The organism is Pseudomonas sp. (genome assembly GCF_048269965.1).
GTDB lineage: Bacteria > Pseudomonadota > Gammaproteobacteria > Pseudomonadales > Pseudomonadaceae > Aquipseudomonas.
In genome coordinates this window covers 74,450-100,765 of record NZ_JBLWTV010000016.1, presented here as the reverse complement: position 1 = coordinate 100,765, position 26,316 = coordinate 74,450, and the positions used below count along the sequence as shown (strand labels likewise).

Here is a 26,316-nt window from a genome sequence, read left to right as displayed (position 1 = left end):
GGGTAAGTTTCGGACTGAATGGCTATCGCTGGCAGGATCAAGACCGAGCATTCAGGGAGGAAAGATGACGTCACTCAATGCTGACCCCAAGTTGCAACCTCTGCTCACCGAACTGGCTGAGCTGATCTGCCAGGCCCGGCAGCAGGCCGTGCGAGCGGTGGATGCGATCCAGGTGCAAACCTGTTGGGAAGTGGGTCGACATATCGTCGAGTTCGAACAGGGCGGGCAGGCGCGTGCTACCTACGGCAAGAAGCTGCTGCCGACGCTGGCCAAGGGACTGACGGCCGAGTTCGGCAAAGGTTTCGATGTAACCAATCTGCGACATATGCGGGCGTTCTTTCTGGCTTTTCCAATTCGCGACGCACTGCGTCGCGAATTGAGCTGGACGCACTATCGCACTCTGCTCAAGGTGGACAGCGACAGCGCCCGCCAGTGGTACATGAACGAGGCCGCTACGCAGAACTGGAGCACCCGCGCGCTGGAGCGGCAGATCGGCACGCTGTATTACGAGCGTCTGCTGGCCAGCCAGGATCGCGCGGCGGTGGAGCAGGAAGCCGCAAGCAACCTGCAGGCGCTGGGCAAGAGCCCGCGCGACTTCGTACGCGACCCGGTGCTGCTGGAGTTTCTTGGCCTGCCCAATGCCGGCACCTTGCTGGAAAGCGAGCTGGAGCAGGCGCTGATCGACCAGTTGCAGCAGTTTTTGCTGGAGCTGGGCAAGGGTTTCGCCTTCGTCGGCCGGCAACAGCGCATCAGCACCGAGAGCAAGGATTTCTACATCGACCTGGTGTTCTACAACTACCTGCTCAAGTGCTTCGTCATTTTCGATCTCAAACGCGGCGAGCTGACTCACCAGGATATCGGCCAGATGGACATGTACGTGCGCATGTTCGATGACCTCAGGCGCGGCCCGGAGGACGGCCCGACCGTGGGCATCATCCTCTGTGCGCAGAAGGATGCGTCCGTGGTGCGTTATTCGGTGCTGCAGGGCAGCGAGCAACTGTTCGCCAGCAAATACAAGCTGGTGTTACCCAGTGAAGACGAGCTACGGGCCGAGCTGGATCGGGAGCGAGCGCGGCTGGCCGAGCAACGTGGGCTGTACTGGGTTCACTGAGCTGGGAGGGGGTTGTGCATCAGGGCACCGAGAGGCTGCCAGGCTCGGCCCCGGGCCTGAGGATATTCAGCCCACCTGCGCAACCCAATCATTGAGGTTGTAGTAGTTGCTGATGCGCGCGACCTTGCCGTCCTTGATCTCGAAGAAAGCGCCGGCCGCTAGCACGTAGGTCTGGCCATTGGCGGGTGGCAGGCCTTCGTCGTCGGCCAGGTACTCGCCGTGCACCACGAACTCGGCAGCGGCGCGGCTGCCATCAGCGTTCTGCATCACCACGAGGTCTTCCAGGCGTTCGCGGTAGCAGCGGTTCATCTTGTCCATGAAGGCGGTGAAGGTGGCCTTGCCGACCTGGCGCTCGCCCTGGTTGATGTCGTGCACCACGTCATCTGCCAGCAAATCGAGGAAGGCGTGCATGTCGCTGGCGTTGAAGGCGGCGTAGTAGGCCTGAACCAGTTCGGTGGCGGTCATGGCTAAGTTCCTTGCGTTGCGTGGTTAGTGGTTTGCCGGTGGGCATGATAAGTTCGCCGCTTCCCGCCGGCATAGCCGTCGGCGTCACCCTGCTGTTGGCCAACGACTGCGCATGGACATTCAGTTGCTCCACGGGGCCGAGATTGCGCCCCATATCGACGACCTGGCGCGCCTGCGTATCCAGGTGTTCCGCGAGTTTCCCTATCTCTACGCTGGCGACCTCGACTACGAGGCCGAGTACCTGGCCACCTACGTGCGCAGCGCCGATAGCCAGTGCGTGCTGGTCGTCGACGCCGGTCAGGTGGTAGGCGCTTGCACGGCGTTGCCGCTGCAGGACGAAACCGAGGCGTTCCAGCAGCCGTTCATTGCTGCGGGCTGGGACCGGGCGCGGATTTTCTACTGCGCCGAGTCGGTGGTCTTGCCGGCCTGGCGTGGGCGCGGCCTGGGCGTGCACTTCTTCGCCGAGCGCGAGGCCCATGCACGCAAGCTGGGGCGTTTCGACTGGTGCGCCTTCTGCGCCGTGCAGCGCCCCGTCGATCACCCGCGACGGCCTGCCGACTACCAGCCGCTTGACGCCTTCTGGATCAGACGCGGCTACCGCCATCACCCCGAATTGCACACCCATTACCACTGGCGTGACCTGGACGAAGCCGAGGAGTCGGCCAAGCCCATGTCGTTCTGGTTGAAGGAACTCACCGCATGATCAAGGTTGCCGCCTGCCAATACCACATCGATCTGCTGCCCACCTGGGATGCCTACGTCGAACACCTCACCACACTCTGCGAAGAGGCTGCCGGGCAGGGCGCTGAACTGTTGTTGCTGCCGGAGTACGCCGGGCTGGTGCTGACCGGGCAGTTGCCGGAAGACGAGCGCGGCGACCTGCATGGTTCAATCGCCGGTATCCAGCCGCTGTTGCCACGCTGGCAGGCGCTGTGCGAGCACCTGGCGCGGCGGTTGAATCTCTACCTGCAGCCCGGCTCGATGGCGGTGCTCGATGACGACGGCATCTACCGCAATCGCGCCTGGCTGTTCGGCCCCGATGGCTGCCTGGGTACCCAGGACAAACTGATCATGACCCGCTTCGAGCTCGAACAGTGGCATATCGCGGCGGGCAGCGGCCTCAAGGTGTTCGACACGGCGCTGGGCAAGCTGGGCATCCTGATCTGCTACGACAACGAGTTTCCGCTGCTGGCGCATACCCTGGCCGAGGCGGGTGTCGATCTGATCCTGGCGCCCAGTTGCACCGACACCCTGGCCGGCTTTCACCGCGTGCGCATCGGCGCCCAGGCTCGCGCGCTGGAGAACCAGATCGCCGTGCTGCACTCGCCCACCGTCGGCCTGGCGCCCTGGTCGCCCTCGCTGGACGAGGGCTATGGCCGCGCCTCGCTGTACGTGCCATCTGACTACGGCATGCCGGCCAGCGGCATCGTCGCCGAGAGCGAGGAGCTGTGCCCCACGGGCAGCCACTGGCTGATCTGCGAGCTGGATCTGGATGAGGTGCGCCGCGTGCGCGAGCAGGGCCAGGTGTTCACCCGTCGCGACTGGCCACGACAGTTCGATGACGGCCGGTTGGTGCTGCGTTGAACGCGCCGCAGGCCCTGCCGGACTCGCCTCGTGCTGCCTACGCGCGTGCGCTTTCAGCCGGCTTCGTGGTCGATGCTGCACAACGCCGCGCGGTCGAGGCGCTGCAGCAGTGCTTCGAGGCCGCGCAACGTGGCGAACGGCCGCTCGGCGTTTATCTCTGGGGGCCGGTCGGCCGTGGCAAGACCTGGCTGATGGACAGCTTCTACAACGCCCTGCGAGTGCCGGCGCGGCGGCAGCATTTTCATCACTTCATGCAATGGGTGCATCGCCGGCAGTTCCAGCTGACCGGCAATGCCGACCCGCTGCGTCTGTTGGCCGAGGAACTGGGGCGCGAGGTACGCGTGCTGTGCTTCGACGAGCTGTTCGTCAGCGATATCGGCGATGCCATGCTGCTGGGCCGCCTGCTCAGCCTGGTGGTGGAGCAGGGCGTGGTGCTGGTGGCCACCTCCAACCAGCCGCCGGATCAGCTCTATGCCGAAGGCTACAACCGCGAACGCTTCCTGCCGGCCATCGCGACGCTCCAGTCGCATATGCAGGTCGTTGCCGTTGACGGCGAACAGGATCATCGCCTGCATCCCGGTGCCGAGGTTCAACGCTATTGGGTGCAGCAGCCACAGGCGCTGGGCGAGCTGTTCGCCCGCTTGAGCGAGGGGCAGGTCATCCGCCGTGAACCGCTGGAATTGGCCCATCGCAGCCTGGTGAGCCTCGGCCACTGTCCGGCGGCGCTGTGGTGCCGTTTTCACGACCTGTGCGAGCAGCCACTGGCGGCGGTGGATTTCATCGAACTGTGCCAGCGCTTCCCGGCCATCCTGCTCGGCGAGGTGCCATGCCTGGGCGCAGAGCCGCGTGAAGGACGCATCGCCCGTGGCACCGAGGATGGCGCCGAACGGGTCGATGCCGGGGATCGACAGTTGCCGGCGCTGTCGCGCAACGACGATGCGGTACGGCGCTTCATTGCCCTGGTCGACGAGTGCTACGACCGCCGCGTGCCGCTGTATATCGAGGCCGAGGTGGCGCTGGATGAACTCTACACCCAGGGTTACCTCGGCTTCGCCTTCCGGCGCACGCTAAGCCGCCTGCGCGAGATGCAACTGCAGCGTTTCGGGGCAAGCTGACTCAGCCCGCCAGGTACTGCTCGGTCGAAACCACGCTCGCATAGGCGAAAGCCAGGGCGGCCATGTACGCGGCATGCACCTGGGCGGCCGCAATCGATTGGCCCTCGAACGCCTGGTCGCGCGTCGCGCAGGCATCGTGAATGACGGTGGTGGCGTAACCAAAGTCGCTGCTGGCGCGTGCGGCGGCATCGATGCACATATGGCTCATGGCGCCGACCAGGGTTACCTGCTCGATGCCGGCGTCGTCCAGCTGGGCCTTGAGGTCGGTGTCGAGAAAGGCATTGACCTGATGCTTGAGCACCACCGCTTCGCCTGCCAGGGGTTGCACCAGCGCATGGATGCGCGCGCCAGTGCTGCCGGGGGCGAAGAAGGGCGCGTCATCGCTCCCGAACTCATGGCGTACATGGATGACCTTGTCGCCCGTCTCGCGTGCGGCCGACAGGACGCGAGCGGCATTGGCGGTGGCACTGTCCATGCCCTCGAGCGTCCATTTGCCGCCTTCGAAATAGTCATTCTGGATATCGATCAGGATCAGGGCGCGCTTGCTCATGGTGTTCTCCGTGGGATGATGTGCGGCACACCTTATCGCCCTGGCACGTTTGCGAGGATGGGCAAGGCCGACAATCTGCGGGGAAAAACTGACAATGAGCGAGCGCTGTCTGGAGATCGGATTATTGCTCTACCCCGGTGCGCAGCTCGCTGCGGTGCATGGGTTGGGGGATCTGTTCAGCGTGGCCAATCGGATGGCGACGGGGCAGGAACGCCAGGCAGTGCCTCGGCTGCGGGTCAGTCACTGGCAGGCCGATGAGGCGGGGGGCGTGCGTCGTGTGTTCGACAGCCTGCCGCTGGATGAGGGGGCGCCGCAGGTGGTGATTTTGCCGCCCTGTCTGGATGGCGATGCCGCGCAGCCGCTCGCCGCGTGTTATCGCGACTGGCTGCGTGAGCAGCATGGCGCGGGTGTATTGCTGGCGTCGGTCTGCGTCGGGGCTTTCGCGTTGGCCGAGGCCGGGTTGCTCGATGGTCGTACGGTAACCACCCACTGGGCGCTGGCCGCGCAGATGGCGGCGCGTTTTCCGCTGGTCCAGGTACTCCCCGAACGCATGGTCATCGATGACGGTGATCTGATCACCGCCGGGGGCTTGATGGCCTGGACCGATCTTGGCCTGGCGCTGGTGACGCGGCTGATGGGGCCGACCATCGCGGCGGAGACCGCGCGCTTTCTGGTGGTCGATCTGAACCGTGAGTCGCAGCGGCATTTCAGCAGCTTTGCGCCCAGTCTCGATCATGGCGACGCAGCGGTACTGGCCGTGCAGCGTTGGCTTCAGGGGGCGGCGGAGGCGAGCCTGGCCGACATGGCCGCCCGTGCTGGCCTGGGGGAGCGTACGTTTCTGCGCCGTTTTCGCGCGGCCACGGGCATGAAACCGACCGAGTATTGCCAGCAGTTGCGCGTGAGCAAGGCGCGCGAGCTGCTCGAGTTCACTCGCCAGAGCATCGAGCAGGTGGCCTGGCAGGTGGGATACGGCGACACTGGTGCATTTCGCAAAGTGTTCACCCGCCTGGTGGGGGTATCGCCTGGCGATTATCGGCGGCGCTTCGGTGCGGCGGCGCGCTAGACCGAATCCTCCGCCGCCAGGCCTGCTGGATTGTCACGTGTGGGCATGGCGAGGATCTCCGGCAGTACGTCGCGGGCGAACACCTTGTGCAGACGGCGCAGTTCGGCCAGCGGATCGAGGTGATGGTCGACGCGGATGTCCCACAGTGGATACTCCTGCTGATCGACCACGTAGATCACGGCGGACGACTCGCCATGCCGGTCGCCGCCGCAACGGTCGCCGGCGGCCAGCGCTTCGATCAGGCGTTCGATCAGCGGGCGTTTCTCGGTGCGGCGAAATGCTTCGGCCGCTGCATCCAGCACCTGCGGGCCGACCAGGCGATTGCCCTGTACGCAGAACTGTGCGCCGGCCAGCGAGCCGGCCCAGGGGATGCATTTCTCTCCGGTCCAGCAGACCGTATCGCCCTGGGCGTCGATCAGCGCGCACTGGCGCAGTTCCATGCAGGGATCGGTGACTTTGAGTCGCTGCAGCGCTTCGTTCGCCGATAAACCCTGACGCAGCAGCTCCAGGCCATCGAGTCCCAGATAGGGATTGACCTGCGCCTGGGTCGCCACTGCTCCTGCACCGGCGGCGGCGTGGCTGAGCAGCTTGCCGACGGCAGGCATCGCCGTGGCGGCGGCTACGCCGAACTGGCCACTGCGGGGGCAGCGGGCAATGATGGAAAAGGTCATGGCACCTCCTTGACGATTTCCGTGTTAGGCCGCGTATGGGCGGGTATCGTTCCGCTTGGCTGATCCATGCCGGCAGCTCCGATTCAATGTCAGCGCCCGGAAACGCAGAAGCCCGGCACAGGGCCGGGCTTCCTCTTGCAGCTTGAAGCTTGTCGCTTGCGGCTGCCTTACTTCACTTCCACCGCCAGGCTTTCGGCGATCTTCTTGTTCCAGATCGCAGGGCCGGTGATGTGCACCGACTCACCGTTGGTGTCGACCGCGACGGTCACCGGCATGTCCTTCACGTCGAACTCGTAGATGGCTTCCATACCGAGTTCTTCGAAGGCCAGGACCTTGGACTTCTTGATCGCCTGGGCCACCAGATAGGCAGCGCCGCCGACGGCCATCAGGTACACGGCCTTGTTGTCCTTGATCGCGTCGATGGCGATCGGGCCACGCTCGGACTTGCCGATCATGCCCAAGAGGCCGGTCTGCTCGAGGATCTGACGGGTGAACTTGTCCATGCGGGTCGCGGTGGTCGGGCCGGCCGGGCCTACCACTTCGTCACCGACCGGATCGACCGGGCCGACGTAATAGATGAAGCGACCCTTGAGGTCCACCGGCAGTTGCTCGCCCTTGTTGAGCATGTCGACCATGCGCTTGTGCGCCGCGTCGCGGCCGGTGAGCATCTTGCCGTTGAGCAGCACGGTCTCGCCCGGCTTCCAGCTCTGCACGTCTTCCGGAGTCAGGGTGTCGAGGTCGACGCGACGTGCGCTCGGGCCGGCTTCCCAGACGATTTCCGGGTAGGCGTCCAGATCCGGCGCTTGCAGTTCGGCAGGTCCCGAGCCGTCGAGCACGAAGTGGGCGTGACGGGTGGCGGCGCAGTTGGGGATCATGCACACCGGCAGCGAAGCCGCGTGGGTCGGGTAATCCATGATCTTCACGTCGAGCACGGTGGTCAGGCCGCCCAGACCCTGGGCGCCGATGCCCAGCTGGTTGACCTTCTCGAACAGCTCCAGGCGCAGCTCTTCGATGCGGTTCTGTGGGCCACGGGCCTGCAGCTCGTGGATGTCGATGTGCTCCATGAGCACTTCCTTGGCCATCACTGCCGCTTTTTCGGCAGTACCACCGATGCCGATGCCGAGCATGCCCGGCGGGCACCAGCCGGCGCCCATGGTCGGCACGGTCTTGAGCACCCAGTCGACGATGGAGTCGGACGGGTTGAGCATGGCCATCTTCGATTTGTTCTCGGAGCCGCCGCCCTTGGCCGCGACGTCCACTTCCACCTTGTCACCGGGAACGATGGAGTAGTGGATCACCGCCGGGGTGTTGTCCCTGGTGTTCTTGCGGGCACCTGCCGGATCGGCCAGGATCGAGGCGCGCAGGACGTTCTCCGGCAGGTTGTAGGCGCGGCGCACGCCCTCGTTGATCATGTCGTCGACGCTCATGGTGGCGCCGTCCCAGCGCACGTCCATGCCGACCTTGATGAACACGGTGACGATGCCGGTGTCCTGGCAGATCGGGCGGTGGCCGGTGGCACACATGCGCGAGTTGATCAGGATCTGCGCCATGGAGTCCTTGGCGGCCGGCGACTCTTCCTTCAGGTAGGCCTCGTGCATCGCCTGGATGAAGTCGACGGGGTGGTAATAGGAGATGAACTGCAGTGCGTCGGCGACGCTCTGAATCAGGTCGTCCTGCTTGATCACGGTCATTGGGGCGCTCCTCTATCAGGGAACATCTACAAGGAAGCGCCGGACAACGACCCGGCGCAACGGCGGAAGGGCGTCTCTGAAAGCTACCTTGAATATTTTTCAGAGCCACCCAAAAAGGCGCGGCAGTATACCGCAGCCGGCTGGGGCGGGCACAGCACGCGAAGGTCGATGCCAGAGGCAGAGGGCGGTTATCGGCACCCTAGGCTTTTTGTGATCACAGGCGTAGAGTACGGCCAGATGCCAGTATGGGATGGAGCCCATGAGCTCAACGACTCGCCGGGGAACGCAACGCAGCCTGCAGAGCCTCCTGCTCAAACGCTTCGCCATGGCCTTCGCCACTTACGCGATGATGGCGCTCGTCTGCTGGTTCGCCGTGTTCAATGGCCTTTTCCTCGGTTCCTTCAGCACTGCCGCCTGGCTGACACTGGGCGTGTTTGGCAGCCAATTGGTGTTTCTGTGGCTGTTTCTCTCCGGGCGCAACCTGCGTTGTGACGATCCCAGCCTGACCGAAGCCCAGGTGCTGGTGGCGCTGGCCTGGCAACCACCGGTGCTGGCGCTGTTCGACAGCGCGCGCGGCGTGTTGATGGTCTTCTATTTGCTGATCCTGCTGTTCGGCGTGTTCCAGTTGCCGCCGCGGGTATTCGTGCGTTGCGCTGCCTTCGCCTTCTTCGGCTTCACGGCCATGGTGCTGATCGAGGCCTATCGCATGCAGCTGGTGGACCCGAGCATGGCCTGGCTGCAGGTGTGGGTGCTGTTCATTCTGCTGGTCTGGCTGTGCCTGTTCTCCAGCTACGTGCAGGCCATGCGCAAACGCATGCGCCAACGCCGCTTCGCCTTGCAGGCGCATCAGGACACCCTGCGCGGGATGATGCGCCAGCTCGAGGATCTGGTCGCCACCGACGAACTCACCGGGCTGTTCAACCGTCGCCATTTCCTGCGTCTGGCCACCCGCGAACTGGAGCATCTGGAGCACGGGCGGCATCACGGTCTGGCATTGATCGATCTGGACCATTTCAAACGAATCAACGATGCTCATGGCCATGCCGCCGGGGATCGGGTGCTACAAACCTTCGCCGCCGTTGCCCGTGCCTGTCTGCGTGACGGCGACATCATTGCCCGCTACGGCGGTGAGGAATTCGTCCTGCTATTGCCCAATACCGATGCCGACCAGTTCACCGCCTGCTGCGAGCGCCTGCGCGAAGCCTTCGCCAGGGCCGAGCCGTTGGGCGTGAAGGTCGACAATCTCAGCCTGTCCGCCGGCATGACGCTGCTGGTCGCCGGTGACGATCTCGATGAAGCCCTGCAGCGTGCCGATCAGGCGCTTTACCAGGCCAAGCGCGGCGGGCGCAATCGTTGCGATGCCAGCTGGGAGAATGCGGGTGCCTGAACTGCGTGTGGGTGACCTGCAGTTGCAGGTCGTCCAACAAACCAACTTGCTCGATGCGTTGCTTGGAGGCGGTGTAGCGGTGCCTTACAGCTGCCGCGCCGGCAGCTGCCACGCCTGTCTGGTGCGCTGCGTAGCCGGTGAGCCGCTGGATCGTCAGCCCGAGGCGCTGGCGGCCGACAAGCGTGCCGAGGGCTGGCGCCTGGCCTGTCAGTGCCAGGTGATCGACGACCTGCAGGTCGAACCCTTCGACCCGCAGCGCGATGGCCTGGCGGCCAGGGTGGTCGCTCTGGACTGGCCCAGCCCGCAGGTTTTACGTCTACGCTTGCAGCCGGCCAGATCGTTGCGCTATCGCCCCGGCCAGCATCTGCTGCTGTGGAATGAACAAGGCGTTGCCCGGCCCTATTCACTGGCCAGTGTGCCAGGCGAGGACGACTGCCTGGAATTTCACATCGACTGCCGCCTGCCCGGTGCATTCTGCGATGCAGCGCGGCGCCTGCGGGTTGGCGACGCGCTGCGCCTCGGTGAGCTGCGCGGTGGCGCCCTGCATTACGACGTCGATTGGCAGGCGCGACCGCTCTGGCTGCTGGCTGCCGGTACCGGTCTTGCGCCGCTCTACGGGGTGTTGCGTGAAGCGTTGCGCCAACAGCACCAAGGCGCCATCCGCCTGCTGCACGTGGCGCATGAGCCGGCCGAGCACTATCTGGCGAGCGAGCTTCAGGCACTGGCGGCGCAATACGCCAACCTGCAGGTGGAGCTGGTAACGGCGGCGCAGTTGCCGGCTGCTTTGGCCGAACTGCGCCTTGTTTCGCGGCAGACCCTCGCCTTACTCTGCGGCGGTCCTTCCACGGTCGACAGCTTTGCGCGGCGCCTCTACATGGCCGGTTTGCCGCGCAGCCAGATGCTCGCCGACGTCTTTCTCACTCGCGCGTAGGCCGTGCGCGGCCGTCAGGCCCGATGCAGGTGCGTGCGACGTACCCATTGGAGCCTTGCATGAGCGAACACCTGCATATCGAACGCGACGGTGGTTTGTTGACCCTGCGCATGCACCGTGCGGACAAGAAGAACGCGCTGACCCGCGCCATGTACGCCGGTATGGCCGAAATGCTGGACGAGGCCGAGCGCGACCCCAGCGTGCGCGTGGTGCTGCTGACCGGTGGCGAGGCGTGCTTCACCAGCGGCAATGACGTTGTCGACTTCATCCAGGCGCCGCCCAGCGGCCTGAACAGCGAAGTGTTCCAGTTCATGCGCGCCCTGTTCGAATTCAGCAAGCCGGTGGTCGCTGCTGTGGCTGGCCCGGCAGTGGGGATCGGCACCACCTTGTTGCTGCATTGCGATCTGGTCTACGTCAGCCGTGATGCGCAGTTGAAGATGCCCTTCGTCAATCTCGGCCTGTGCCCCGAATATGGCTCCAGCCTGATCCTGCCGCGTCTGCTGGGGCATGCCCGAGCTGCCGAGCTGTTGTTGCTCGGCCAGGCCTTCAGCGGGGAGCAGGCTGCAGAGTGGGGCATTGCCAACCAGGCGCTCGATGGCGGCGCCGCGACGCTGAACAAGGCGCGCGAGATGGCGCAGCGTTTTCTCGACCTGGCGCCATCGGCTGTTGCCGACAGCAAGCGTCTGATGCGCGCGCCGGGGCGCGAGGAACTGCGCAAGGTGATCGAGGAGGAGGGCGCCCTGTTCGGCCAGCGCCTGCGCTCGCCAGAGGCCGTCGAGGCGTTGACGGCATTCATGCAGCGCAGGAAGCCGGATTTCTCCCGCTTCACCTAGGGTGCTGCCGGTGCGGTGGTAGCGGTCAACCGCCAGTAGGGTGCGCCGTGCGCACCGGGGGCAGTGTCGTACTGATCTATTCCCAAGGCGGTTCGAGCAGGCGCTGCTGGAGAAACTCGCAAAGCGCCACGACCTTGCGTGAAGCCCGCCGGGAGCGCGGGTACATGGCATAGATCGAGTAAGGCTTGGGCCGCGCCTGAGGCAGGATCTCGACCAGCGAACCGTCTTTCAGATGCCGGTGGACCAGGAAGCTTGGCAGCAGCGCCAGACCCTGGCCGGCCAGCACCAGTTCGCGCATGACTTCGCCGTTGTTGCTGGAAAAACGTCCGCGTGGTGCCACGCTAGCCAGTTCGCCTTGCTCATCGTCGTTTTCGAAGGACCAGAATTGCCGTGAAGCGACGTTGCTGTAGCCGATGCAGTCGTGCTCACGCAGCGCCTCGACATCCTCTGGTGTGCCCTGCCGTTGCAGGTACTCCGGGCTGGCGCAGAGTATCCGGGCGCTGCTGGCGAGCCTGCGGGCGATCAGCGCGCTATCGCCGATGCGTGAGATCCGTACACAGAGGTCGTACCCTTCGCGCTCGAAATCGCTGATGCGATCTTCGAGATACAGGCTGACTTCCAGCTGTGGATGCAGACGCATGAATTCGGCGATCAGCGGCGCCAGCCATAGCGTGCCGAAACTCATCGGCGCCAGCATGTTCAGGCGGCCGCAGAGACCACTGTCGTTGAAGGCTGCCGCCTCGGCCGCTTCGCTCAGTTCCAGTAGCGCCTGCTTGGTCTGCTGGTAGAAGGCCAGGCCGGTGTCGGTCGGTGTGATCTTGCGCGTCGAGCGGTGCAGCAGCTTGCTACCGAGACGTTTTTCCAGATCGCTCAAACGCTTGCTGATCACCGACTTGGATAGCGCCAGGTCCTCCGCTGCCCGGCTTACGCCACCCAATTCCACCACGCGCAGATAGGTTTCGATTTCCTGCAGATCAAGCTTCATGTGCGGGCTTCTCCCCGATTCGATTGGAGGAGGGTAATGCCTTCGTCGAGGTATTTTGTTCTGTTTTTTCGAAAAGCTATTTTCCCTCTGTGCGGTCGATTGCCTGCGGCCCCTGCCACTAGGCTGAGCGTCCTCCGAGATCGCAATGGTCTCGAGGTTCAGCCTCATCACCCGTACAGGAGTTTTCCCATGGCTTTCACTTACAAGCGTTTGGACAAGGACGATGCCGTCGTATTGTTGATCGATCACCAGGCGGGTTTGCTCTCGCTGGTGCGCGACTATTCGCCCGACGAGTTCAAGAACAACGTTATGGCACTGGCCGATATCGCCAAGTTCTTCAAGCTGCCGACCATTCTTACCACCAGCTTCGAGACGGGCCCCAATGGTCCCATCGTGCCGGAGCTCAAGGCCATGTTTCCGGATGCGCCCTATATCGCTCGCCCGGGGCAGATCAATGCCTGGGATAACGAGGATTTCGTCAACGCGATCAAGGCCACAGGGCGCAAGCAGCTGATCATCGCGGGTGTGGTCACCGACGTTTGCGTGGCATTTCCCACGCTCTCCGCACTGGAGGCCGGTTATGACGTCTTCGTGGTGACGGACGCTTCCGGCACCTTCAACACCGCAGTACGCGATGCCGCCTTGGCACGCATGGCCCATGCCGGCGCCCAACTGGTCAACTGGTTCAGCGTCGGTGGTGAGCTGCACCGCGACTGGCGAAATGATGTCGAAGGGTTCGGCGGTATCCTCGGCGGCCACTTGCCGGCTTACGCCAACCTGATCCAGAGCTACAACCAGAAATGAAGCGAGATCGCTGAAACGCAAAAGGCCGCTCGATGAGCGGCCTTTTGCATTCACGCGGGGATCACACCATCGGATCGCCGACGTGGAGGATCTTCATGGTGTTGGTGCCGCCGGTGCCGTGGTAGCTGTCGCCCTTGGTCAGGATGACCCAGTCGCCCGGCTCGACCACGCCGCGCTTGAGCAGCTCGTCCACCGCCGCCTGGCTGACCTTGTTGGCTGGCAGCGAGGCCGGGTCGAACGGCACGGTGTAGACACCACGGAACAGCGCCACGCGAGCCTGGGCTTCGCGGTGCGGGGTGAAGGCGAAGATCGGGATCGACGAGCGGATGCGCGACATGATCAGCGGGCTGTAGCCACTCTCGGTCAGGCTGATGATGGCCTTGACGCCCGGGAAGTGGTTGGCGGTGTACATGGTCGCCAGGGCGATGCTTTCGTCGCAGCGCTCGAAGGTGCGGCCCAGACGGTGGCTGGACTGCTTGCTGGTCGGGTGCTTCTCGGCGCCCAGGCACACGCGGGCCATGGCCTGCACGGCTTCGACCGGGTATTCGCCGGCGGCGCTCTCGGCCGACAGCATCACCGCATCGGTGTAGTCCAGCGCGGCGTTGGCCACGTCGGAGACTTCGGCGCGGGTCGGCATCGGGCTGTGGATCATCGACTCCATCATCTGCGTGGCGGTGATCACGGCTTTGTTCAGGCGACGGGCGTGGGCGATGATCTTCTTCTGGATACCGACCAGCTCGGCATCGCCGATTTCCACGGCCAGGTCGCCACGGGCAACCATCACCGCGTCACTGGCGCGGATCAGGCCGTCCAGCGCTTCGTCATCGGCCACGGCTTCGGCGCGTTCGATCTTGGCCACCAGCCAGGCTGTGCCGCCGGCTTCGCTGAGCAGGCGCCGGGCGTAGTCCATGTCGGCGGCATCGCGCGGGAAGGACACGGCCAGGTAATCCAGGTCCATCTCGGCAGCGACCTTGATGTCAGCCTTGTCTTTCTCGGTCAGCGCCGGTGCGGTGAGGCCACCGCCACGGCGGTTGATGCCCTTGTTGTCCGACAGCGGGCCGCCGATCAGCACGCGGCAGTGCAGCTCGTCGGCACCCTTGAGTTCGACGCGCATGACCACGCGGCCGTCGTCGAGCAGCAGTTCATCACCGACATCGCAGTCCTGGATCAGCGCCGGGTAGTCGATGCCGACCACGTCCTGGGTGCCGGCCGTGCGCGAGTGGCTGGAGGAGAGGCGGAACAGGTCGCCGTCCTTGAGCTCGATGCGCTTGTTCTCGAATTTGGCGATGCGGATCTTCGGGCCTTGCAGGTCGCCGAGCAGGGCGACATGACGGCCGTGCTTGGCGGCCAGCTCGCGAACCAGAGTGGCGCGCGCCTTGTGGTCGTCCGGCGTGCCGTGGGAGAAGTTCAGACGGGCCACGTCGAGACCGGCGAGGATCAGTTGTTCCAGCACTTCCGGCGAGTTGCTGGCCGGGCCCAGGGTGGCGACGATTTTGGTGCGGCGAAAGGTCATGCACGAACTCCCTAGTGAACTATGTCCGGGAGGCTACTACGGCGCCGGGCTGTAGTCATTGTTCCTGTGCACTACCCTTTGCCGTGCGGTTTTATCACCTGCTGATCGTACTCGACAGGTTCCAGCACCCGTTCTGCGGTGTGGCCGACCAGATGGACATGGGGGAGGGCGCCCATCACCAGCGGACCGATATTGTGCTCATGCACGAAACGCTGGATGACGTGCTCTGCAAAACCGTCCAGCAGATGGGCCTGCGCTCTATCGATGGCGTGCTGGGTGATCAGTCTGTCGCAGGCTTCGCGCTGCTCGCGGCTGCACCGAGTCACGTAGTCTTCATATGCCTGCGCTACCTCGGCGTCGAGCAATAATGATGGAGGGCGGCAGGTTTGCCGCTGTTCAGTTTTTGCCTGGGCTGTCGATACACTGCTCATTGGAGGAATTGCCCATGCGTACCCTGATCATTCTGGCCGTGGCCCTGGTTGCCACGGGTTGCACCCGTGTCTCGCTCGACCATCATCTGAACAACGCCTATCGCGCCTACCACGAGGGCGATTGCGCCCGTGTCGCGCTGGAGCTGTCGCAGGCCGAGCGCAAGAGCCGCTCGCGCAATTATCTGCAGCCGGAGATTTCCCTGTTGCGCGGCCAATGCCTGGAGCGCGAGAGCCTGTTCGTCGATGCCGCGCAGACCTACCAGTTCATCATCGCGCGCTATCCGGCCAGCGAGTACGCCTACCGTGCCCGCGCGCGGCTGCAGACGCTGGAGCAGTTGGGGCATCACAGCCCGGCGACTGCGGCCAAGGTCAGTCCGGCCACCCTCTGAGCCTTCGGTCGTCCTGCGTTCCTCGACGACGTGGTGCGGTATAAGCTGGCATATGTCGCTCATGGAGGATGAACATGCGCCACTTGTTGTTGATCGTTGCACTGTTGCCCACGCTGGCCACAGCCGAAATCTATCGCTGGACGGACGAGCAGGGGCGAGTGCATTTCGGCCAACGGCCCGTTGCCGGGGCTGAAACCGTGCAGGTGAGGCCGCAGGTGATCGAGCGCGATGAACACACGCGTGAGCGTGAGGAGCGCCGTCAGCGTTTCTACGATGCGCGTCGTGAAGAGCAACAGCAGGCTGCGGCGTCAGCAGCTGCGCAGCGCGAAGAACGGGCCAACGAATGCCGTGATCTGCGCCGACACCTGGCGCAGATGCCGGAAGGTTTTCGCTACTATCGCAAGGACGCCAGCGGCGAGCGCATCTACTACAGTGATGAAGAAACCGACACCGCTCGTCGCCAGCTGCGTGAGCGGATAGCCCAACGCTGTTCTTGAGGGTGGTTAAGTGGTCGTAGTAGGGCCATACTCAAGCTCCTTTGTAGCGATTTGCCACTATGCGTAGCCAGCGCCGAATCGAACGCCATCAGTTGCCCTACTACCTGAAGGTGTTCAATCGCATCACCGACAAACCGATGGGCTCCATCGGCAATGTCTCCCTCGACGGTCTGATGCTGATCAGTCAGTTGCCGATGCTGGTGGGCGCACGCTTCGACATGCGCCTGAAGATTCCAGGCCAGCCTGGCATGCATTTCATCGACTTCTCCGCCAACTGCCAGTGGTGCCGTGAAGATGTCACGCCCGGCATCTACGACTCCGGGTTCGCCCTGGTGGCACCGCCTGCCGACTACGTCGAGATGATCGACGCGCTGCGTTACTACTTCAGTTTCCACGGTCTGGCGGCGTCTGCCTGATAGGTCGCTCGTGCGAGCCGCCTGAGGCGGCCGTGCTCTGCCGCGTCAATGCACCGCGGGCGCATGTGCCAGGCTGCGCAAGCGCTGGCTCAACTGCAGGCGCAGCCCTTCTTCCTCACAGAACAGCAGCGCGTGTTCCAGGTCATAGCGCTCACCCTGGGGGCAATCCAGTCGTCGATAGACGTCCGCGCGCGCCAGGTGATCGACCAGGTTCGGCGGGCCGAGCTGCAGGACGCGCTCGGCATCCTTGAGTGCCGCCTCGGGCGCATCGTGCTGCACGTGCAGCAGGCGCAGATTGCGAGACAGGCGTCGCAGCATGTCGGCGGCATTGGCTGTCTGCAGGTGCACAGCGCTGAGTTCGACATCCGGGCCCACCTGGCGATAGAGCTGATCACGGCAGTCGCGGGTGTACAGGCGGCGCCCGCCGCAGGGGTCGAGCAGGTGATCGGCGCCAGGTACACGGAGCATGAAATGACCCGGGAAATTCACGCCCTGCAGTGGAATATCCAGGCGGCGCGCCACTTCCAGCGCGATCAATGCCAGGGGCAGCGGCTGGCCGCGTCGGCGGCGTAGCACTTCATGCAGCAGGGAATGGTATGGACGTGTCACGCCTTCGTCGTCTTCCTGGAAATCGAGCTCGGCCAGTCGGCGCAGCAACGGCTGCGCCAGTTCGCGAGCGGGCAGGGCGGGTAGCCCGGCGCTGACCTGCAGCAACAGGCTGTGCAGGTCGCTCAGTATCTGCGTGGGCTGGAGCTGATCATCGTGTTCGGCGGCGATCCACAGCGCCGCCTCGAACAGGGCGGGTGGATCGCGTTGCAGGCACTGCAGGCAGGCTTGGCGTGGGTTCATAGCATTCTCCACTGGATTGTGCTTTTGTAGCCCCTGGCAAGGTCGTCGTCCAGTGTGGCTCTCCTATACTGAGGCCTGAAGTCCGACCGGGAGCTCGCCCATGTTCAGCATGATGGAAGCCGCCCGCCTCGAGGCCCTGCACCTGGCCGAGGATCCGGCCAGCGGTCTCAAGGCCGTTATCGCCATTCACAGCACCCGCTTCGGGCCAGCACTCGGCGGCTGTCGTTACCTGCCCTATGCCGATGAACAGAGTGCCATTGGCGATGCCATTCGTCTGGCTCAGGGCATGAGCTACAAGGCGGCGCTGGCGGGCATCGACCACGGTGGTGGCAAGGCGGTGATCATCCGTCCGCCGCACCTGCAGAGCCGCGCCGCGCTGTTCGAAGCCTTCGGGCGTTTTATCGAAACCCTCAATGGGCGTTACATCACCGCCATTGACAGCGGCACCTCCAGTGCCGACATGGACTGCATCGCCCAGTACACCCGTCACGCAACCAGCACGACCAGCGAGGGTGATCCGTCACCGCACACCGCAATGGGCGTGTTCGCGGGTATTCGCGCCACCGCCCAGGCGCGTCTTGGCAGCGACGATCTGGAAGGACTGCGAGTCGCCGTTCAGGGCCTGGGCAATGTCGGCTTCGCCCTGGCCGAAGCGCTGCATGCCGCTGGCGTCGAACTGCTGGTCAGCGACCTCGATGCCGGGCGCGTGCAACTGGCCGTCGAGCAGCTGGGGGCGCACCCGATTGCCAGCGATGCGCTGCTCACCACGCCCTGCGACATCCTTGCGCCTTGCGGCCTGGGTGGCGTGCTGAATGCGCAGACGGTCGCCCATCTACGCTGCGCAGCGGTGGCAGGGGCTGCCAACAATCAGCTGGCCAGCCCCGAAGTGGCCGACCAACTGGAGGGTCGCGGGATTCTCTACGCGCCGGATTACGTGCTCAATGCCGGAGGGCTGATCTACGTGGCACTGCGTCATCGCGGTGAGGAACTGCCGGCGATCACCGCGCACCTGGCGCAGATCAGCCGGCGTCTGACCGAAGTCTACGCCCATGCCCAGGCTGAAAAACGTTCCCCTGCGCGAGTCGCCGACTATCTGGCGGAGGGCCTGCTTTATCGCACCTAGCTGCTATCCGAGCCTTTCCAGACGAGGGGCGAAGCGAAAGACCAAGGCCAGACCGAGCAGGATCGCGACCATCCCGACCAGAGCGCTGGCCGAAAGGCGGTTCCCCAGCAGCACGTAATCAAGGACAGCCGTAGTCACCGGCACCAGATAGAACAGGCTGGTGACATTGACCAGATTGCCGGTCTGGATCAGCCGATACAGCAGCAGCTGTGCGCCCACCGAAATCACCAGTCCCATCCACAGCAGCGGTACGATCAAGCCGACTTCAAATCGCACCTGCCACTCCTGACTGGGCAACACTATCAGGCTGACCCACAGACAGAGGCCATACTGCAGCGGCAGGGCACGCATGGGCGTCTGTCGCAGGTTCTTCTGGACGATGGTGCCGCAGGTGATGCAGAACAAGGCACCAAGAGCCAGCGCCACGCCGGACAGTGATATCGCGCTGCCCAGTAAGCCGTCCGCGACGATTATCACCAGTCCGGCCATGGCCAGCAGCAAACCGAGCATACGCAGCAGCGATGCGCGCCGCTCAAGCAGCAGGAGGGTCAGGATGGGTTGTACGCCGAGTACCGTCGTCAGTACACCGGGGGTTACGCCTTTGGCCAGCGCCAGCATGTAGCAGATGCTGTAGCCGCCGATCATCAGCAGGCCGGCCTTGGCGGTTGGCCAGCGCAAGTCAGGTTCGGGTAGCCGGACCCCGGAAAAACACGCGATCAGCAGCAGTGCTGCAAAGGCGAGGGCAAAACGCAGGACCAGAAAGGCGAAGGGAGAGGCATGGTCCAGCCCCAGGCGAGCGAATATCGCACCACCGGACCAGAGCAATACGAACAGAGCCGTCGCACCAAAGGTGCGCACAGAAGTCGAGTCGAAACACATGATGGAACACCTGTCGAAAAATCCGCATGAGCTCCGCGCAGGCGAAAATACGCGTATCGGCAGGGCCGACAGAGCGGAGCAAGGAAAGGCGGGATTAGCCCGCTTGGACGGAGGCCGGCGGTGGAGGTGTGCCGGCGCGACAGGCTGGTGGTGGCGCGCAGCCATCGGCAGCGGCGCGGCAGGCGACGCTGGCGAAATCGTGTAGGCAATGCGCGGAGATGGTCATGCAAGCAGGTTCGACTATGTTGCACAAGCCCGAAGGCTAGCCTGCCACGCCAGCCTGGTCAATCGTTGACAGCTTCCTTGGCCATGGCCGCTCAACCAATATCTGCTGGTCACCGCCGGCGTGAGCATCGAGATAGACCCCGCTTGCAACGGATCATCGGATGTCCTCCATGGCCTGCGGCAATGCCGCACCTGGCGCGGCTTGCGGGGCATCTGCCTGTGCGGCGGGGGGCGAGCAGGTGAGCGGCGCCAGGTACACCTAGCAGTGAATGACCAGGGTCAGCGGCTCTGGCTTCAGGCTCTTTTTTGCAGAGTGGCCAGACTGCCATACAGCGCCAGAAGACGCTGGTATTCATCCTCGTCGTGAAAGCGACAGGTGCCGTGCCCGAACTCCTTGGCCACTTCCACGACGAATTTCACCGCCAGAGCAATATCCACCTCATGGCTGGCGCCTGTGGCACAGCCGGGCACCAGCGACTCGCTGCACAGGGCGACGCCCACTACCGGCACGGGGGTGGCCGTCGAGGGTTGCAGGATGCTGTTGAGGTGGTACACGCCGTTGCCGTAAGGCGTGATGTCCTGAGTGGTGATCGGAAAGGTGACCGGCGCACGCCCACTGGTGGCCTCCATGATGCGCAGCAGGTCCTCGGCGACGCGCAGGATGTAGCCCTGCTTCACGGTCGGTGAGAGCGCGTAGCCCTTGTGGTTGAGGATTCGATTGCCCTTGGTGGCATCGATCGACAGAATCGCCTCAGCCTGGGCAATGGCTTCGTTATCGACCATCGTCACATCGTCGATGGGCGCGTCCATGAAGTCCACAGGCGTGCGTGGCAGGGTCGGCGCGTCGGGACAGATATGCGTGATGATGGTCACGTCGCCGGCCAGCACATCGCCTTTACCCTGCATTTCGGCCAGTTTCAGCGCGCTGGCCAGCGCCGCGATGGCGCCGTCGGCGTCAGAAACCAGGCCCAGTCGTGCCGGGCGCGCGCCAATGCCGCCCAGGCGGCCGATTATGCCCAGGGTCGGCGCCAGGCCGCCGGCTTCCTTGCCGTTGCTACCGATCACGTCGATGCGCACGAAATCCGTCGTACCCCGCGCGCCATCGACCTGCCAGGTTCGCGCTCTGACCCGTGGGCAATGCTCGAACAGCTCGATCACCTGCTGACCACTGATGAAGGCATCGTCGAGCAACTCGAAGATCTGCAGCGTCTGTCGCAAACTCATGGTCTATTCCTCGCGAGTAGGGTGAGCGGCGTGCTGCCAGGCTTTTCTCAAGGAACAGCCAGCGCCGGGCTGGCGTCACTTGCGTGCGCTGGAAAGCATCGAACTGAAGAAGCTGTACAGCGCGTCACCGGCAATGAAGCCGGCCGCGACGATATCCATCTGATCCTGGCCCTTCTCGCCCCAGCGGCGCAGTACCAGCAGGCGCAGGGCGATGCCCAGGAGCACCGCCCAGCCGGCAGTGGCACTGTTGATCAGCAAGCCGGTGGCGAGTAACACGCCGAGCTGGCGTTTCGGGCCGCCGCAGAACTGCACGATGGCGCCAGGAATGGCCCAGGTCAGCAGGGCGATGGCAATGCCTGGCTGCAAGCCTGCCTCGATGGTCTTGGCGAAAACCCGCGCAGCCGGTGGCACCAAGTCCTGCTGGAAATAGCTGGCGTGAGACAGATAGACCACGATGATGGCGATGACGAAGGCCAGCATGGCGGCGATCAACTGGGTGCGTCGTCCCAGCAGTTCCTGCGGCATGTCCTCGCCGTATCCGCGCAGAATGAAGCCCGTTTTCAGATCGAAGCCCATATCGGCGAACGCCGGCCCGGTGGCAGCGGTAAAGCCGGTGAGTACGCACAGGGCCAGAGGTGGAAAACCGAGCAGAATGCCGATGATCAACGTGATGAGGGCCACCGCGAAGGCCGGAAACCAGCCCGAATGCATGGCGGCAATGCCCACGATCAGCTCGTGCACGAATGCGGCAAAGGCCGCGTACAGCACGAATGCCGTGAGCATGACCAGCGACATCTCGCTGTACAGGCCCGTCGCCAGTGCGAGCAGCGCGGCAATCGTGACGTAACCCAGCGCACCCAGGCCCAGCGCCACGCGCACTTCGCTATCGGGCTGGCTGTGTGTCGCGGCCGTGCCCGCGGTTTTCCGGCAGATGATCAGCACTACCTGAGCCAGCGCTACCAGGCCGGCGCCGACCATCACGCCATGCGGCAGGTAATGAGCGTTGAGGTCGAACCCGGTCAGTGGTTCGCTATAGGCCCGGATCAGCAGCCCCACACCGAACATCGTCAGTGCCCAGATATTGCCGATGAAGGCGGTACCGAAGGCCGCCATCGGGATTTTCAGGATGGAGCCGACAATCCCGATGGCCACGCCAATCAGCAGCAGGCGTGCCTGGATGCCGCCACGGTCACCGGCCTTGATGGATTCGGCTGCGGCGATACCGGGGGGCCAGGCGGCGGTGGCGGGAAAGACTTTGGTATCGAAGAGCCGATACAGCAGGTAGGCATCGAGCAGCATCGCGACGGCCACGCCGCAGAACATCGGCATGATCAAATGCGGCAGGCCCATCACGTAGGGCAGGGCAATGGGCGCCAGCAGGCTGTTGGCTGCACCGAAGGTGGCCGAGGAAATGACCGTTTGCGCCAGGTTCTGCGTCTCCAGTACCCGAAAGCGTTGAAAAGCCTGCCAGGGCAGGCGAGCCAGCAGCATCGCCACCAAGGCGCCGATGATCGAGGTGATCGGCGTTACCCCCAGTGTAGTGATCAACTGTATGCCGATGATTGCGCCCACCACGGACAACAGCACCATGACGAACAGTATGCCGATATCGCTCAATAAAGGGTTGTGCTGCGCAGGCTTCATAATTGGTCCCTGACGGGTTCGGTGGTTATTGCGAAGGACGTGCAAATTGTTTTTATGAGTTTCGCTATAAGGAACTTGTGGGGCGCAATTACGGGTAGGACTTTAAATGGAGAGTTGGGCTTCTGTAGGTTGTGTGCAAGTGTTTACAGTGCGGATGCTGGCAATTGGCTGGGTGGCTCCCAGTAACTGTCTCCCAGTGTTTCGCCCAGTGTTCGCGATACAGCCATCAAGGCTGCGAGCACTTCGGGTGCACAGGGTTGACCCTCGCTCAGTGAGGGGTACGACAGGCACAGTCCCACCGTTTCGCTGCGGTGCTTGTTGCAGACGGTCGTCGCCAGCGAGCTGATGCCGGGCAAGATTTCATTGCGTGCCAGTGACCAGCCGCGCGAGCGGATTCGCGCGAGCTCGGTCAGCAATGCCTCGAGTGTCTGTGGGGACCCAGGCGACTGCACGCGGTAGCCTTCGGCATAGTGGCTGCGCACCTGCTCATCGCTCTCTCGCGCCAGCAAGGCGCGGCCTACGGAGGTTTCGGCGGCAGGCGACAGGGCGCCAACCGGCGTCACGACATGCATGAAGTGCCTGCCCGGCAGCGCGCGCATCACCCGCCCCTCGCACCCTTCCAGCACCGCGATGTACCCCGTGCACACGCTCAGGTGATCGAGTCGCCTCATGGCCGTCGCGGCACTCTCGACCAGCGGTGTCGACAGGTAGAAGCCGGCCACTTTCAGCAGCAGACTGCCGATGTGGTAGTGGCGAGTGTGCGGGTCGCGTTCCAGCCAGTGCTGACTTTCCAGGGTTTTCAGTAAACGCGACACGGTACTTTTTGGAAGTTCCAGTTGCGCGACTACTTCACTGAAGCTAATGCCTGGCTGACTGAAGTTTGTTTGCCGTTGCGCAAATAAAGACAATATTGCAGCGGCGTTTTCCAATGTGCTCATACCACTCCTTGTTCCGTTATATGGAACTCTATATGTGGCCGATTTTGGAAAAATTAAAACTCGCGCTAATGATCGTCAAGTCATTTATTGGTTATTGTTGAAGTGGCTATTATTGTGGGTGATATCTATTTAGTGGCATCGGAATTGACCTGCGCGCTGCCGTTATAAACCGCGCACGCGTTGCGATTACCGCTGAGAAGCGGTGTCGCGCTGGCGTTGGCGCCTGCGGCAATGCTGCACTTGGCGCGGGGGCCGGGCTGGATTAGCGTGAGGGGAGGGGGAAATTGCCATGGACTATTTCATTGTCGTCGTCACTAGCGCTGCAGGGCTGTATTTCCACTGGTGGCTGTACCGGCGCATCCGCCAGTGGAGTGACCGTGACCTGGCGCTGTCACTGGCCGAAGGCGATGCAGCCAAGCGTGCGTACATGCTGGAACAATTGGCCAGTGCGCAGCGTGAGGGAGTCAGGCGACGTGACCTGCCCACCTGGTTGCAGGCGGCGGCTGCAGATTATCGGGTGAGCAAGGGCTGAAACGATGCTGGCCGGACCCGCATTGCGCGTGCCCGGGCTGTGTGCTTGATCACTCGCTGGCTGCGTCGACCTCGAGTTCGTCGAGGGCATCGGGCTGGCTCTTGAACGCCTTGGCAAACACGTCGCGATTCTTGGCCATGAAGATACCCAGTTCCTCGCCCTGTTCCTCGCTCAAGGACGGCACCGCCTTGTGCAGCACCTCGCTCAGGCGCTCGGCCAGCTCCAGCATCTTGTCGTAACGATCGGCTTCGGCCTTATCCATAAACAAACGCTCCGGATCGCGACTGCTGCGGTACACCACTTCGACGGCCATTCATCACCTCGTCTGCCTTCATGCGTGTCGGTCAGTATTTAACTGGTTGTTTGTACAGTGGTGGCGAGAATAAAGGACTCGCTGCCGTTTGGCCAGTATTGAGTTCGACGCAGAGTATGGATGGCTCGGTTCGCATCTGCTCGCGGTGACTGGTTGCTCCTTGGTGGTGAATGGGCAAAGGCAGTCAGAATCACTCGCTCTGTAAAAGTATTTGTACAGGTGTGTCTGATGCCGGAATGGCCATGCAAGCTTTTCCAGATTAGCGCTTGTACGGCGGCTCAGCAGGCATCTATAGTCTGGCCAGATGTGCCGTCGCGGCCCTTTGCAGTGCCCATTTCATGAGGTGTCCAGCTTGAGTTCAGTGGGTCGGATCGAGCGCAAGCTGCTCGCGCTGGTGGCGCTGTTCTACCTCAGCCTGATGCTGCTGGTCGGCGCGATATGGGGGAGCCAGACGAGCCTCTCCAGTGGTCGTGATGTACAAGAATTGTATCGATCTCTCTACCGGCTATCGTCACTGCTTTCTACCCTGCAAGATGCAGAGATCGGTCAGCGCGGTTATCTGCTGACCGGTGACCTTCAGTACCTCGCACCTTATGAACGAGCCATCGGACGCCTGGACGAGCACCTGTCATTGCTTGTCGAAAGCTCCATGCTGAGGGCTTACAGGCCTGATATCGATGCGATTGCCAGACTTAGTGAGCTCAAGCGCAACGAACTGGCACAGACCATCCTCGTGCGCAGAGAGCAGGGACAGAGCGCTGCGCAGCGTATGCTGGCCGAGGACGTCGGCAAGCTTTACATGGATGAAATGCGTGTCCGCATCGGCAATATCGCACGAGGCGTGACGGCGTCCCTTGAGGAGCAGAAGGCGGATCTGGAGTGGCGCTCGGAGCTGGCGCTATGGGGCGGTGGCGGTGGTGCACTGTTGATGCTCGGGCTGCTCACGCTGCTGTTTATCGATTTGCGTCGTGATCTCGGTGAGCGTGCCGAGTTGCTCGAGCGCCTGGCCTTCGAGTCGCAGCATGACAGTCTCACCCAGATAGCCAATCGACGAGCCTTCAACGAAACGCTGGATCAGGCATTGGCGCTCGCCAGGCGGGGAGAGCGTCAGGTGGCGCTGCTCTATCTCGATCTCGATGGCTTCAAGCCGATCAACGATCAGCATGGCCATGCTGCCGGAGACGCGATACTCAAGGCGGTGGTTGCACGGTGGCAGGGTTTGATGCGTGAAGGTGAAGTGTTGGCACGACTCGGCGGGGATGAGTTCGCTGTCATCGCGGCCGGTGATGCCGAGGCTGTCGAACGCCTGGCTCAGCGTCTGATCGAGGCGCTGGATGCGCCACTGCTGGAGCGGCTTCCCGGCGTGCGGGTCGGCGTCAGCGTGGGGCTGGCGCGCTATGCCGAACATGGCGAAGATCGCCGCCGGCTTATCGCGGCGGCCGATACGGCCATGTATCGCGCCAAACAGGCGGGCAAGCACTGCTTCGCCTGGCCTGAATCACGTCAGCCGGTGCGCGCCGTCGTCTGAACGGCCTGTGTCTTTCCGTCACATCGCTGCATCATCCTCAAGCGGGTGTTTTTCCTGCATGCTCGTCGGCGTGCATCCATGTCGGATGCACGGGCGTCATGTCTGGTTGGGGAGAAGTGACACGATGAATTGGGCGGAACGTCTGCGCACGGGCATGCATGGCCTGGCGGAATCCTTGGGTAATCTGCTGATGGAGGCCTTCCATTACCTGGCGCTGTTCGCCATTGGGGCGATCACGGCCTGGGCGGGGGTGATGACCTTCATCGGCATGCTCGAGAAGGGGCACATCACGGTCGATGACATTCTGTTGCTGTTCATCTATCTGGAATTGGCGGCGATGGTCGGAATCTACTTCAAGACCAACCACATGCCGATTCGCTTCATGATCTACGTGGCGATCACCGCGCTGACCCGTTTGCTGATTTCCGACATTTCCCACACGCACAAGCCAAGTTGGGGCGTGGTGATGGTGTCGGGGGCGATCCTGCTGCTGGCCCTGGCGATTCTGGTGGTGCGCTACGCATCGTCGCGCTTTCCCGCCGTGGCCGGCCCGCATCCGCGCAGCCAGGCGCGCAACCGCGAGGACGCCGAGTCCGAGCGCGACGATGCGTCTGACTGAAATTTA

General features: G+C 63.4%; 29 protein-coding genes. 16 read left to right on the top strand and 13 right to left on the bottom strand.

Going from position 1 to position 26,316, the window contains the following annotated elements:
* The first annotated feature begins 64 nt into the window (after window positions 1–64).
* On the top strand, window positions 65–1,111 hold the full coding sequence (locus ACN0X6_RS18040; RefSeq protein ID WP_417706039.1) for a PDDEXK nuclease domain-containing protein: 1,047 nt from the start codon (window positions 65–67) through the stop codon (window positions 1,109–1,111).
* 66 nt (window positions 1,112–1,177) lie between these two features.
* Here ACN0X6_RS18040 and ACN0X6_RS18035 read toward each other — a convergent pair whose 3' ends face one another.
* Window positions 1,178–1,576 (bottom strand): ketosteroid isomerase-related protein, encoded by a 399-nt coding sequence (locus ACN0X6_RS18035; RefSeq protein WP_417706038.1) that lies wholly within the window; start codon window positions 1,574–1,576, stop codon window positions 1,178–1,180.
* A gap of 112 nt (window positions 1,577–1,688) precedes the next feature.
* Between ACN0X6_RS18035 and ACN0X6_RS18030 the strand changes: the two genes are divergently transcribed.
* The 3 genes from ACN0X6_RS18030 to zapE are packed head-to-tail and all read left to right on the top strand — an operon-like array spanning window position 1,689 to window position 4,275.
* The gene (locus ACN0X6_RS18030; protein WP_417706036.1) at window positions 1,689–2,279 is read left to right on the top strand and encodes a GNAT family N-acetyltransferase; all 591 of its coding nucleotides are present in this window, start codon (window positions 1,689–1,691) and stop codon (window positions 2,277–2,279) included.
* Entirely contained in the window at window positions 2,276–3,160 is an 885-nt protein-coding gene (locus tag ACN0X6_RS18025; RefSeq protein ID WP_417706034.1) for a carbon-nitrogen hydrolase family protein, read from the top strand. The genes ACN0X6_RS18030 and ACN0X6_RS18025 overlap by 4 nt, the downstream gene beginning before the upstream one ends.
* Window positions 3,157–4,275 carry a cell division protein ZapE gene (gene zapE / locus ACN0X6_RS18020; RefSeq protein WP_417706032.1) on the top strand — a complete coding sequence of 373 codons (1,119 nt, stop codon included), beginning with the start codon at window positions 3,157–3,159 and terminating at the stop codon, window positions 4,273–4,275. The genes ACN0X6_RS18025 and zapE overlap by 4 nt, the downstream gene beginning before the upstream one ends.
* A gap of 1 nt (window position 4,276) precedes the next feature.
* Here the strand turns inward: zapE and ACN0X6_RS18015 are convergent, their stop codons facing one another.
* Window positions 4,277–4,825: a cysteine hydrolase family protein gene (locus ACN0X6_RS18015; protein ID WP_417706030.1), complete on the bottom strand. Its 549-nt coding sequence runs from the start codon at window positions 4,823–4,825 to the stop codon at window positions 4,277–4,279.
* A 94-nt stretch (window positions 4,826–4,919) separates the two neighbouring features.
* Between ACN0X6_RS18015 and ACN0X6_RS18010 the strand changes: the two genes are divergently transcribed.
* Window positions 4,920–5,888: a GlxA family transcriptional regulator gene (locus ACN0X6_RS18010; RefSeq protein ID WP_417706028.1), complete on the top strand. Its 969-nt coding sequence runs from the start codon at window positions 4,920–4,922 to the stop codon at window positions 5,886–5,888.
* On the opposite strand, the gene ACN0X6_RS18005 is transcribed toward ACN0X6_RS18010, so the two are convergent.
* Entirely contained in the window at window positions 5,885–6,559 is a 675-nt protein-coding gene (locus ACN0X6_RS18005) for a DUF1028 domain-containing protein (protein WP_417706026.1), read from the bottom strand. The genes ACN0X6_RS18010 and ACN0X6_RS18005 overlap by 4 nt on opposite strands.
* 167 nt (window positions 6,560–6,726) lie before the next feature.
* On the bottom strand, window positions 6,727–8,250 hold the full coding sequence (locus ACN0X6_RS18000; RefSeq protein WP_417706025.1) for a fumarate hydratase: 1,524 nt from the start codon (window positions 8,248–8,250) through the stop codon (window positions 6,727–6,729).
* Window positions 8,251–8,509: 259 nt separating this feature from the next.
* Between ACN0X6_RS18000 and ACN0X6_RS17995 the strand changes: the two genes are divergently transcribed.
* Genes ACN0X6_RS17995 through ACN0X6_RS17985 form a run of 3 tightly spaced genes read left to right on the top strand, consistent with a single transcriptional unit; the run spans window position 8,510 to window position 11,401 of the window.
* The gene (locus ACN0X6_RS17995) at window positions 8,510–9,637 is read left to right on the top strand and encodes a diguanylate cyclase domain-containing protein (RefSeq protein ID WP_417706023.1); all 1,128 of its coding nucleotides are present in this window, start codon (window positions 8,510–8,512) and stop codon (window positions 9,635–9,637) included.
* Window positions 9,630–10,568, top strand: a complete 939-nt coding sequence (locus ACN0X6_RS17990; protein ID WP_417706021.1) for an iron-sulfur-binding ferredoxin reductase — start codon at window positions 9,630–9,632, stop codon at window positions 10,566–10,568. Before ACN0X6_RS17995 ends, ACN0X6_RS17990 begins: the two co-directional genes overlap by 8 nt.
* A gap of 59 nt (window positions 10,569–10,627) precedes the next feature.
* On the top strand, window positions 10,628–11,401 hold the full coding sequence (locus ACN0X6_RS17985) for an enoyl-CoA hydratase (protein ID WP_417706019.1): 774 nt from the start codon (window positions 10,628–10,630) through the stop codon (window positions 11,399–11,401).
* A 76-nt stretch (window positions 11,402–11,477) separates the two neighbouring features.
* Here ACN0X6_RS17985 and ACN0X6_RS17980 read toward each other — a convergent pair whose 3' ends face one another.
* Window positions 11,478–12,386, bottom strand: coding sequence for a LysR family transcriptional regulator (locus tag ACN0X6_RS17980; RefSeq protein ID WP_417706017.1), 909 nt, complete (start codon window positions 12,384–12,386; stop codon window positions 11,478–11,480).
* Between the two features lie 189 nt (window positions 12,387–12,575).
* Between ACN0X6_RS17980 and ycaC the strand changes: the two genes are divergently transcribed.
* Complete coding sequence (ycaC, locus tag ACN0X6_RS17975) at window positions 12,576–13,190, top strand: isochorismate family cysteine hydrolase YcaC (RefSeq protein WP_021490228.1); 615 nt, start codon at window positions 12,576–12,578, stop codon at window positions 13,188–13,190.
* Between the two features lie 61 nt (window positions 13,191–13,251).
* Here the strand turns inward: ycaC and pyk are convergent, their stop codons facing one another.
* Entirely contained in the window at window positions 13,252–14,703 is a 1,452-nt protein-coding gene (gene pyk / locus ACN0X6_RS17970) for a pyruvate kinase (protein WP_417706015.1), read from the bottom strand.
* Window positions 14,704–14,774: 71 nt separating this feature from the next.
* On the bottom strand, window positions 14,775–15,134 hold the full coding sequence (locus tag ACN0X6_RS17965) for a hypothetical protein (RefSeq protein ID WP_417706013.1): 360 nt from the start codon (window positions 15,132–15,134) through the stop codon (window positions 14,775–14,777).
* Between the two features lie 14 nt (window positions 15,135–15,148).
* Between ACN0X6_RS17965 and ACN0X6_RS17960 the strand changes: the two genes are divergently transcribed.
* The 3 genes from ACN0X6_RS17960 to ACN0X6_RS17950 all read left to right on the top strand — a co-directional run bounded on the left by ACN0X6_RS17960 (window position 15,149) and on the right by ACN0X6_RS17950 (window position 16,436).
* The gene (locus ACN0X6_RS17960; RefSeq protein ID WP_417706011.1) at window positions 15,149–15,523 is read left to right on the top strand and encodes a tetratricopeptide repeat protein; all 375 of its coding nucleotides are present in this window, start codon (window positions 15,149–15,151) and stop codon (window positions 15,521–15,523) included.
* Between the two features lie 74 nt (window positions 15,524–15,597).
* Window positions 15,598–16,020 carry a DUF4124 domain-containing protein gene (locus ACN0X6_RS17955; protein ID WP_417706009.1) on the top strand — a complete coding sequence of 141 codons (423 nt, stop codon included), beginning with the start codon at window positions 15,598–15,600 and terminating at the stop codon, window positions 16,018–16,020.
* Between the two features lie 59 nt (window positions 16,021–16,079).
* Complete coding sequence (locus ACN0X6_RS17950; RefSeq protein WP_417706007.1) at window positions 16,080–16,436, top strand: PilZ domain-containing protein; 357 nt, start codon at window positions 16,080–16,082, stop codon at window positions 16,434–16,436.
* A 45-nt stretch (window positions 16,437–16,481) separates the two neighbouring features.
* On the opposite strand, the gene ACN0X6_RS17945 is transcribed toward ACN0X6_RS17950, so the two are convergent.
* Window positions 16,482–17,285 (bottom strand): SirB1 family protein, encoded by an 804-nt coding sequence (locus tag ACN0X6_RS17945; RefSeq protein ID WP_417706006.1) that lies wholly within the window; start codon window positions 17,283–17,285, stop codon window positions 16,482–16,484.
* 100 nt (window positions 17,286–17,385) lie between these two features.
* Between ACN0X6_RS17945 and ACN0X6_RS17940 the strand changes: the two genes are divergently transcribed.
* On the top strand, window positions 17,386–18,408 hold the full coding sequence (locus tag ACN0X6_RS17940) for a Leu/Phe/Val dehydrogenase (protein WP_417706004.1): 1,023 nt from the start codon (window positions 17,386–17,388) through the stop codon (window positions 18,406–18,408).
* Between the two features lie 3 nt (window positions 18,409–18,411).
* Here the strand turns inward: ACN0X6_RS17940 and ACN0X6_RS17935 are convergent, their stop codons facing one another.
* The 4 genes from ACN0X6_RS17935 to ACN0X6_RS17920 form a co-directional block, all read right to left on the bottom strand.
* Window positions 18,412–19,287, bottom strand: coding sequence for a DMT family transporter (locus ACN0X6_RS17935; protein ID WP_417706002.1), 876 nt, complete (start codon window positions 19,285–19,287; stop codon window positions 18,412–18,414).
* Between the two features lie 519 nt (window positions 19,288–19,806).
* A complete protein-coding gene (locus ACN0X6_RS17930) occupies window positions 19,807–20,736 on the bottom strand; it encodes a DUF1177 domain-containing protein (RefSeq protein ID WP_417706000.1) in 930 nt (309 codons plus the stop codon).
* Between the two features lie 75 nt (window positions 20,737–20,811).
* Complete coding sequence (locus ACN0X6_RS17925; RefSeq protein WP_417705999.1) at window positions 20,812–22,380, bottom strand: OPT/YSL family transporter; 1,569 nt, start codon at window positions 22,378–22,380, stop codon at window positions 20,812–20,814.
* A gap of 143 nt (window positions 22,381–22,523) precedes the next feature.
* Entirely contained in the window at window positions 22,524–23,318 is a 795-nt protein-coding gene (locus ACN0X6_RS17920) for an IclR family transcriptional regulator (RefSeq protein ID WP_417705997.1), read from the bottom strand.
* A gap of 289 nt (window positions 23,319–23,607) precedes the next feature.
* On the opposite strand from ACN0X6_RS17920, the gene ACN0X6_RS17915 reads away from it, so the two are divergent.
* Complete coding sequence (locus ACN0X6_RS17915; protein ID WP_417705996.1) at window positions 23,608–23,850, top strand: hypothetical protein; 243 nt, start codon at window positions 23,608–23,610, stop codon at window positions 23,848–23,850.
* Window positions 23,851–23,899: 49 nt separating this feature from the next.
* On the opposite strand, the gene ACN0X6_RS17910 is transcribed toward ACN0X6_RS17915, so the two are convergent.
* Window positions 23,900–24,163, bottom strand: coding sequence for a YebG family protein (locus ACN0X6_RS17910; protein WP_017674979.1), 264 nt, complete (start codon window positions 24,161–24,163; stop codon window positions 23,900–23,902).
* A 304-nt stretch (window positions 24,164–24,467) separates the two neighbouring features.
* Between ACN0X6_RS17910 and ACN0X6_RS17905 the strand changes: the two genes are divergently transcribed.
* Entirely contained in the window at window positions 24,468–25,691 is a 1,224-nt protein-coding gene (locus tag ACN0X6_RS17905; protein ID WP_417705994.1) for a diguanylate cyclase domain-containing protein, read from the top strand.
* Between the two features lie 124 nt (window positions 25,692–25,815).
* Entirely contained in the window at window positions 25,816–26,310 is a 495-nt protein-coding gene (locus tag ACN0X6_RS17900) for a phosphate-starvation-inducible protein PsiE (protein ID WP_417705993.1), read from the top strand.
* The last annotated feature ends 6 nt before the right edge of the window (window positions 26,311–26,316 follow it).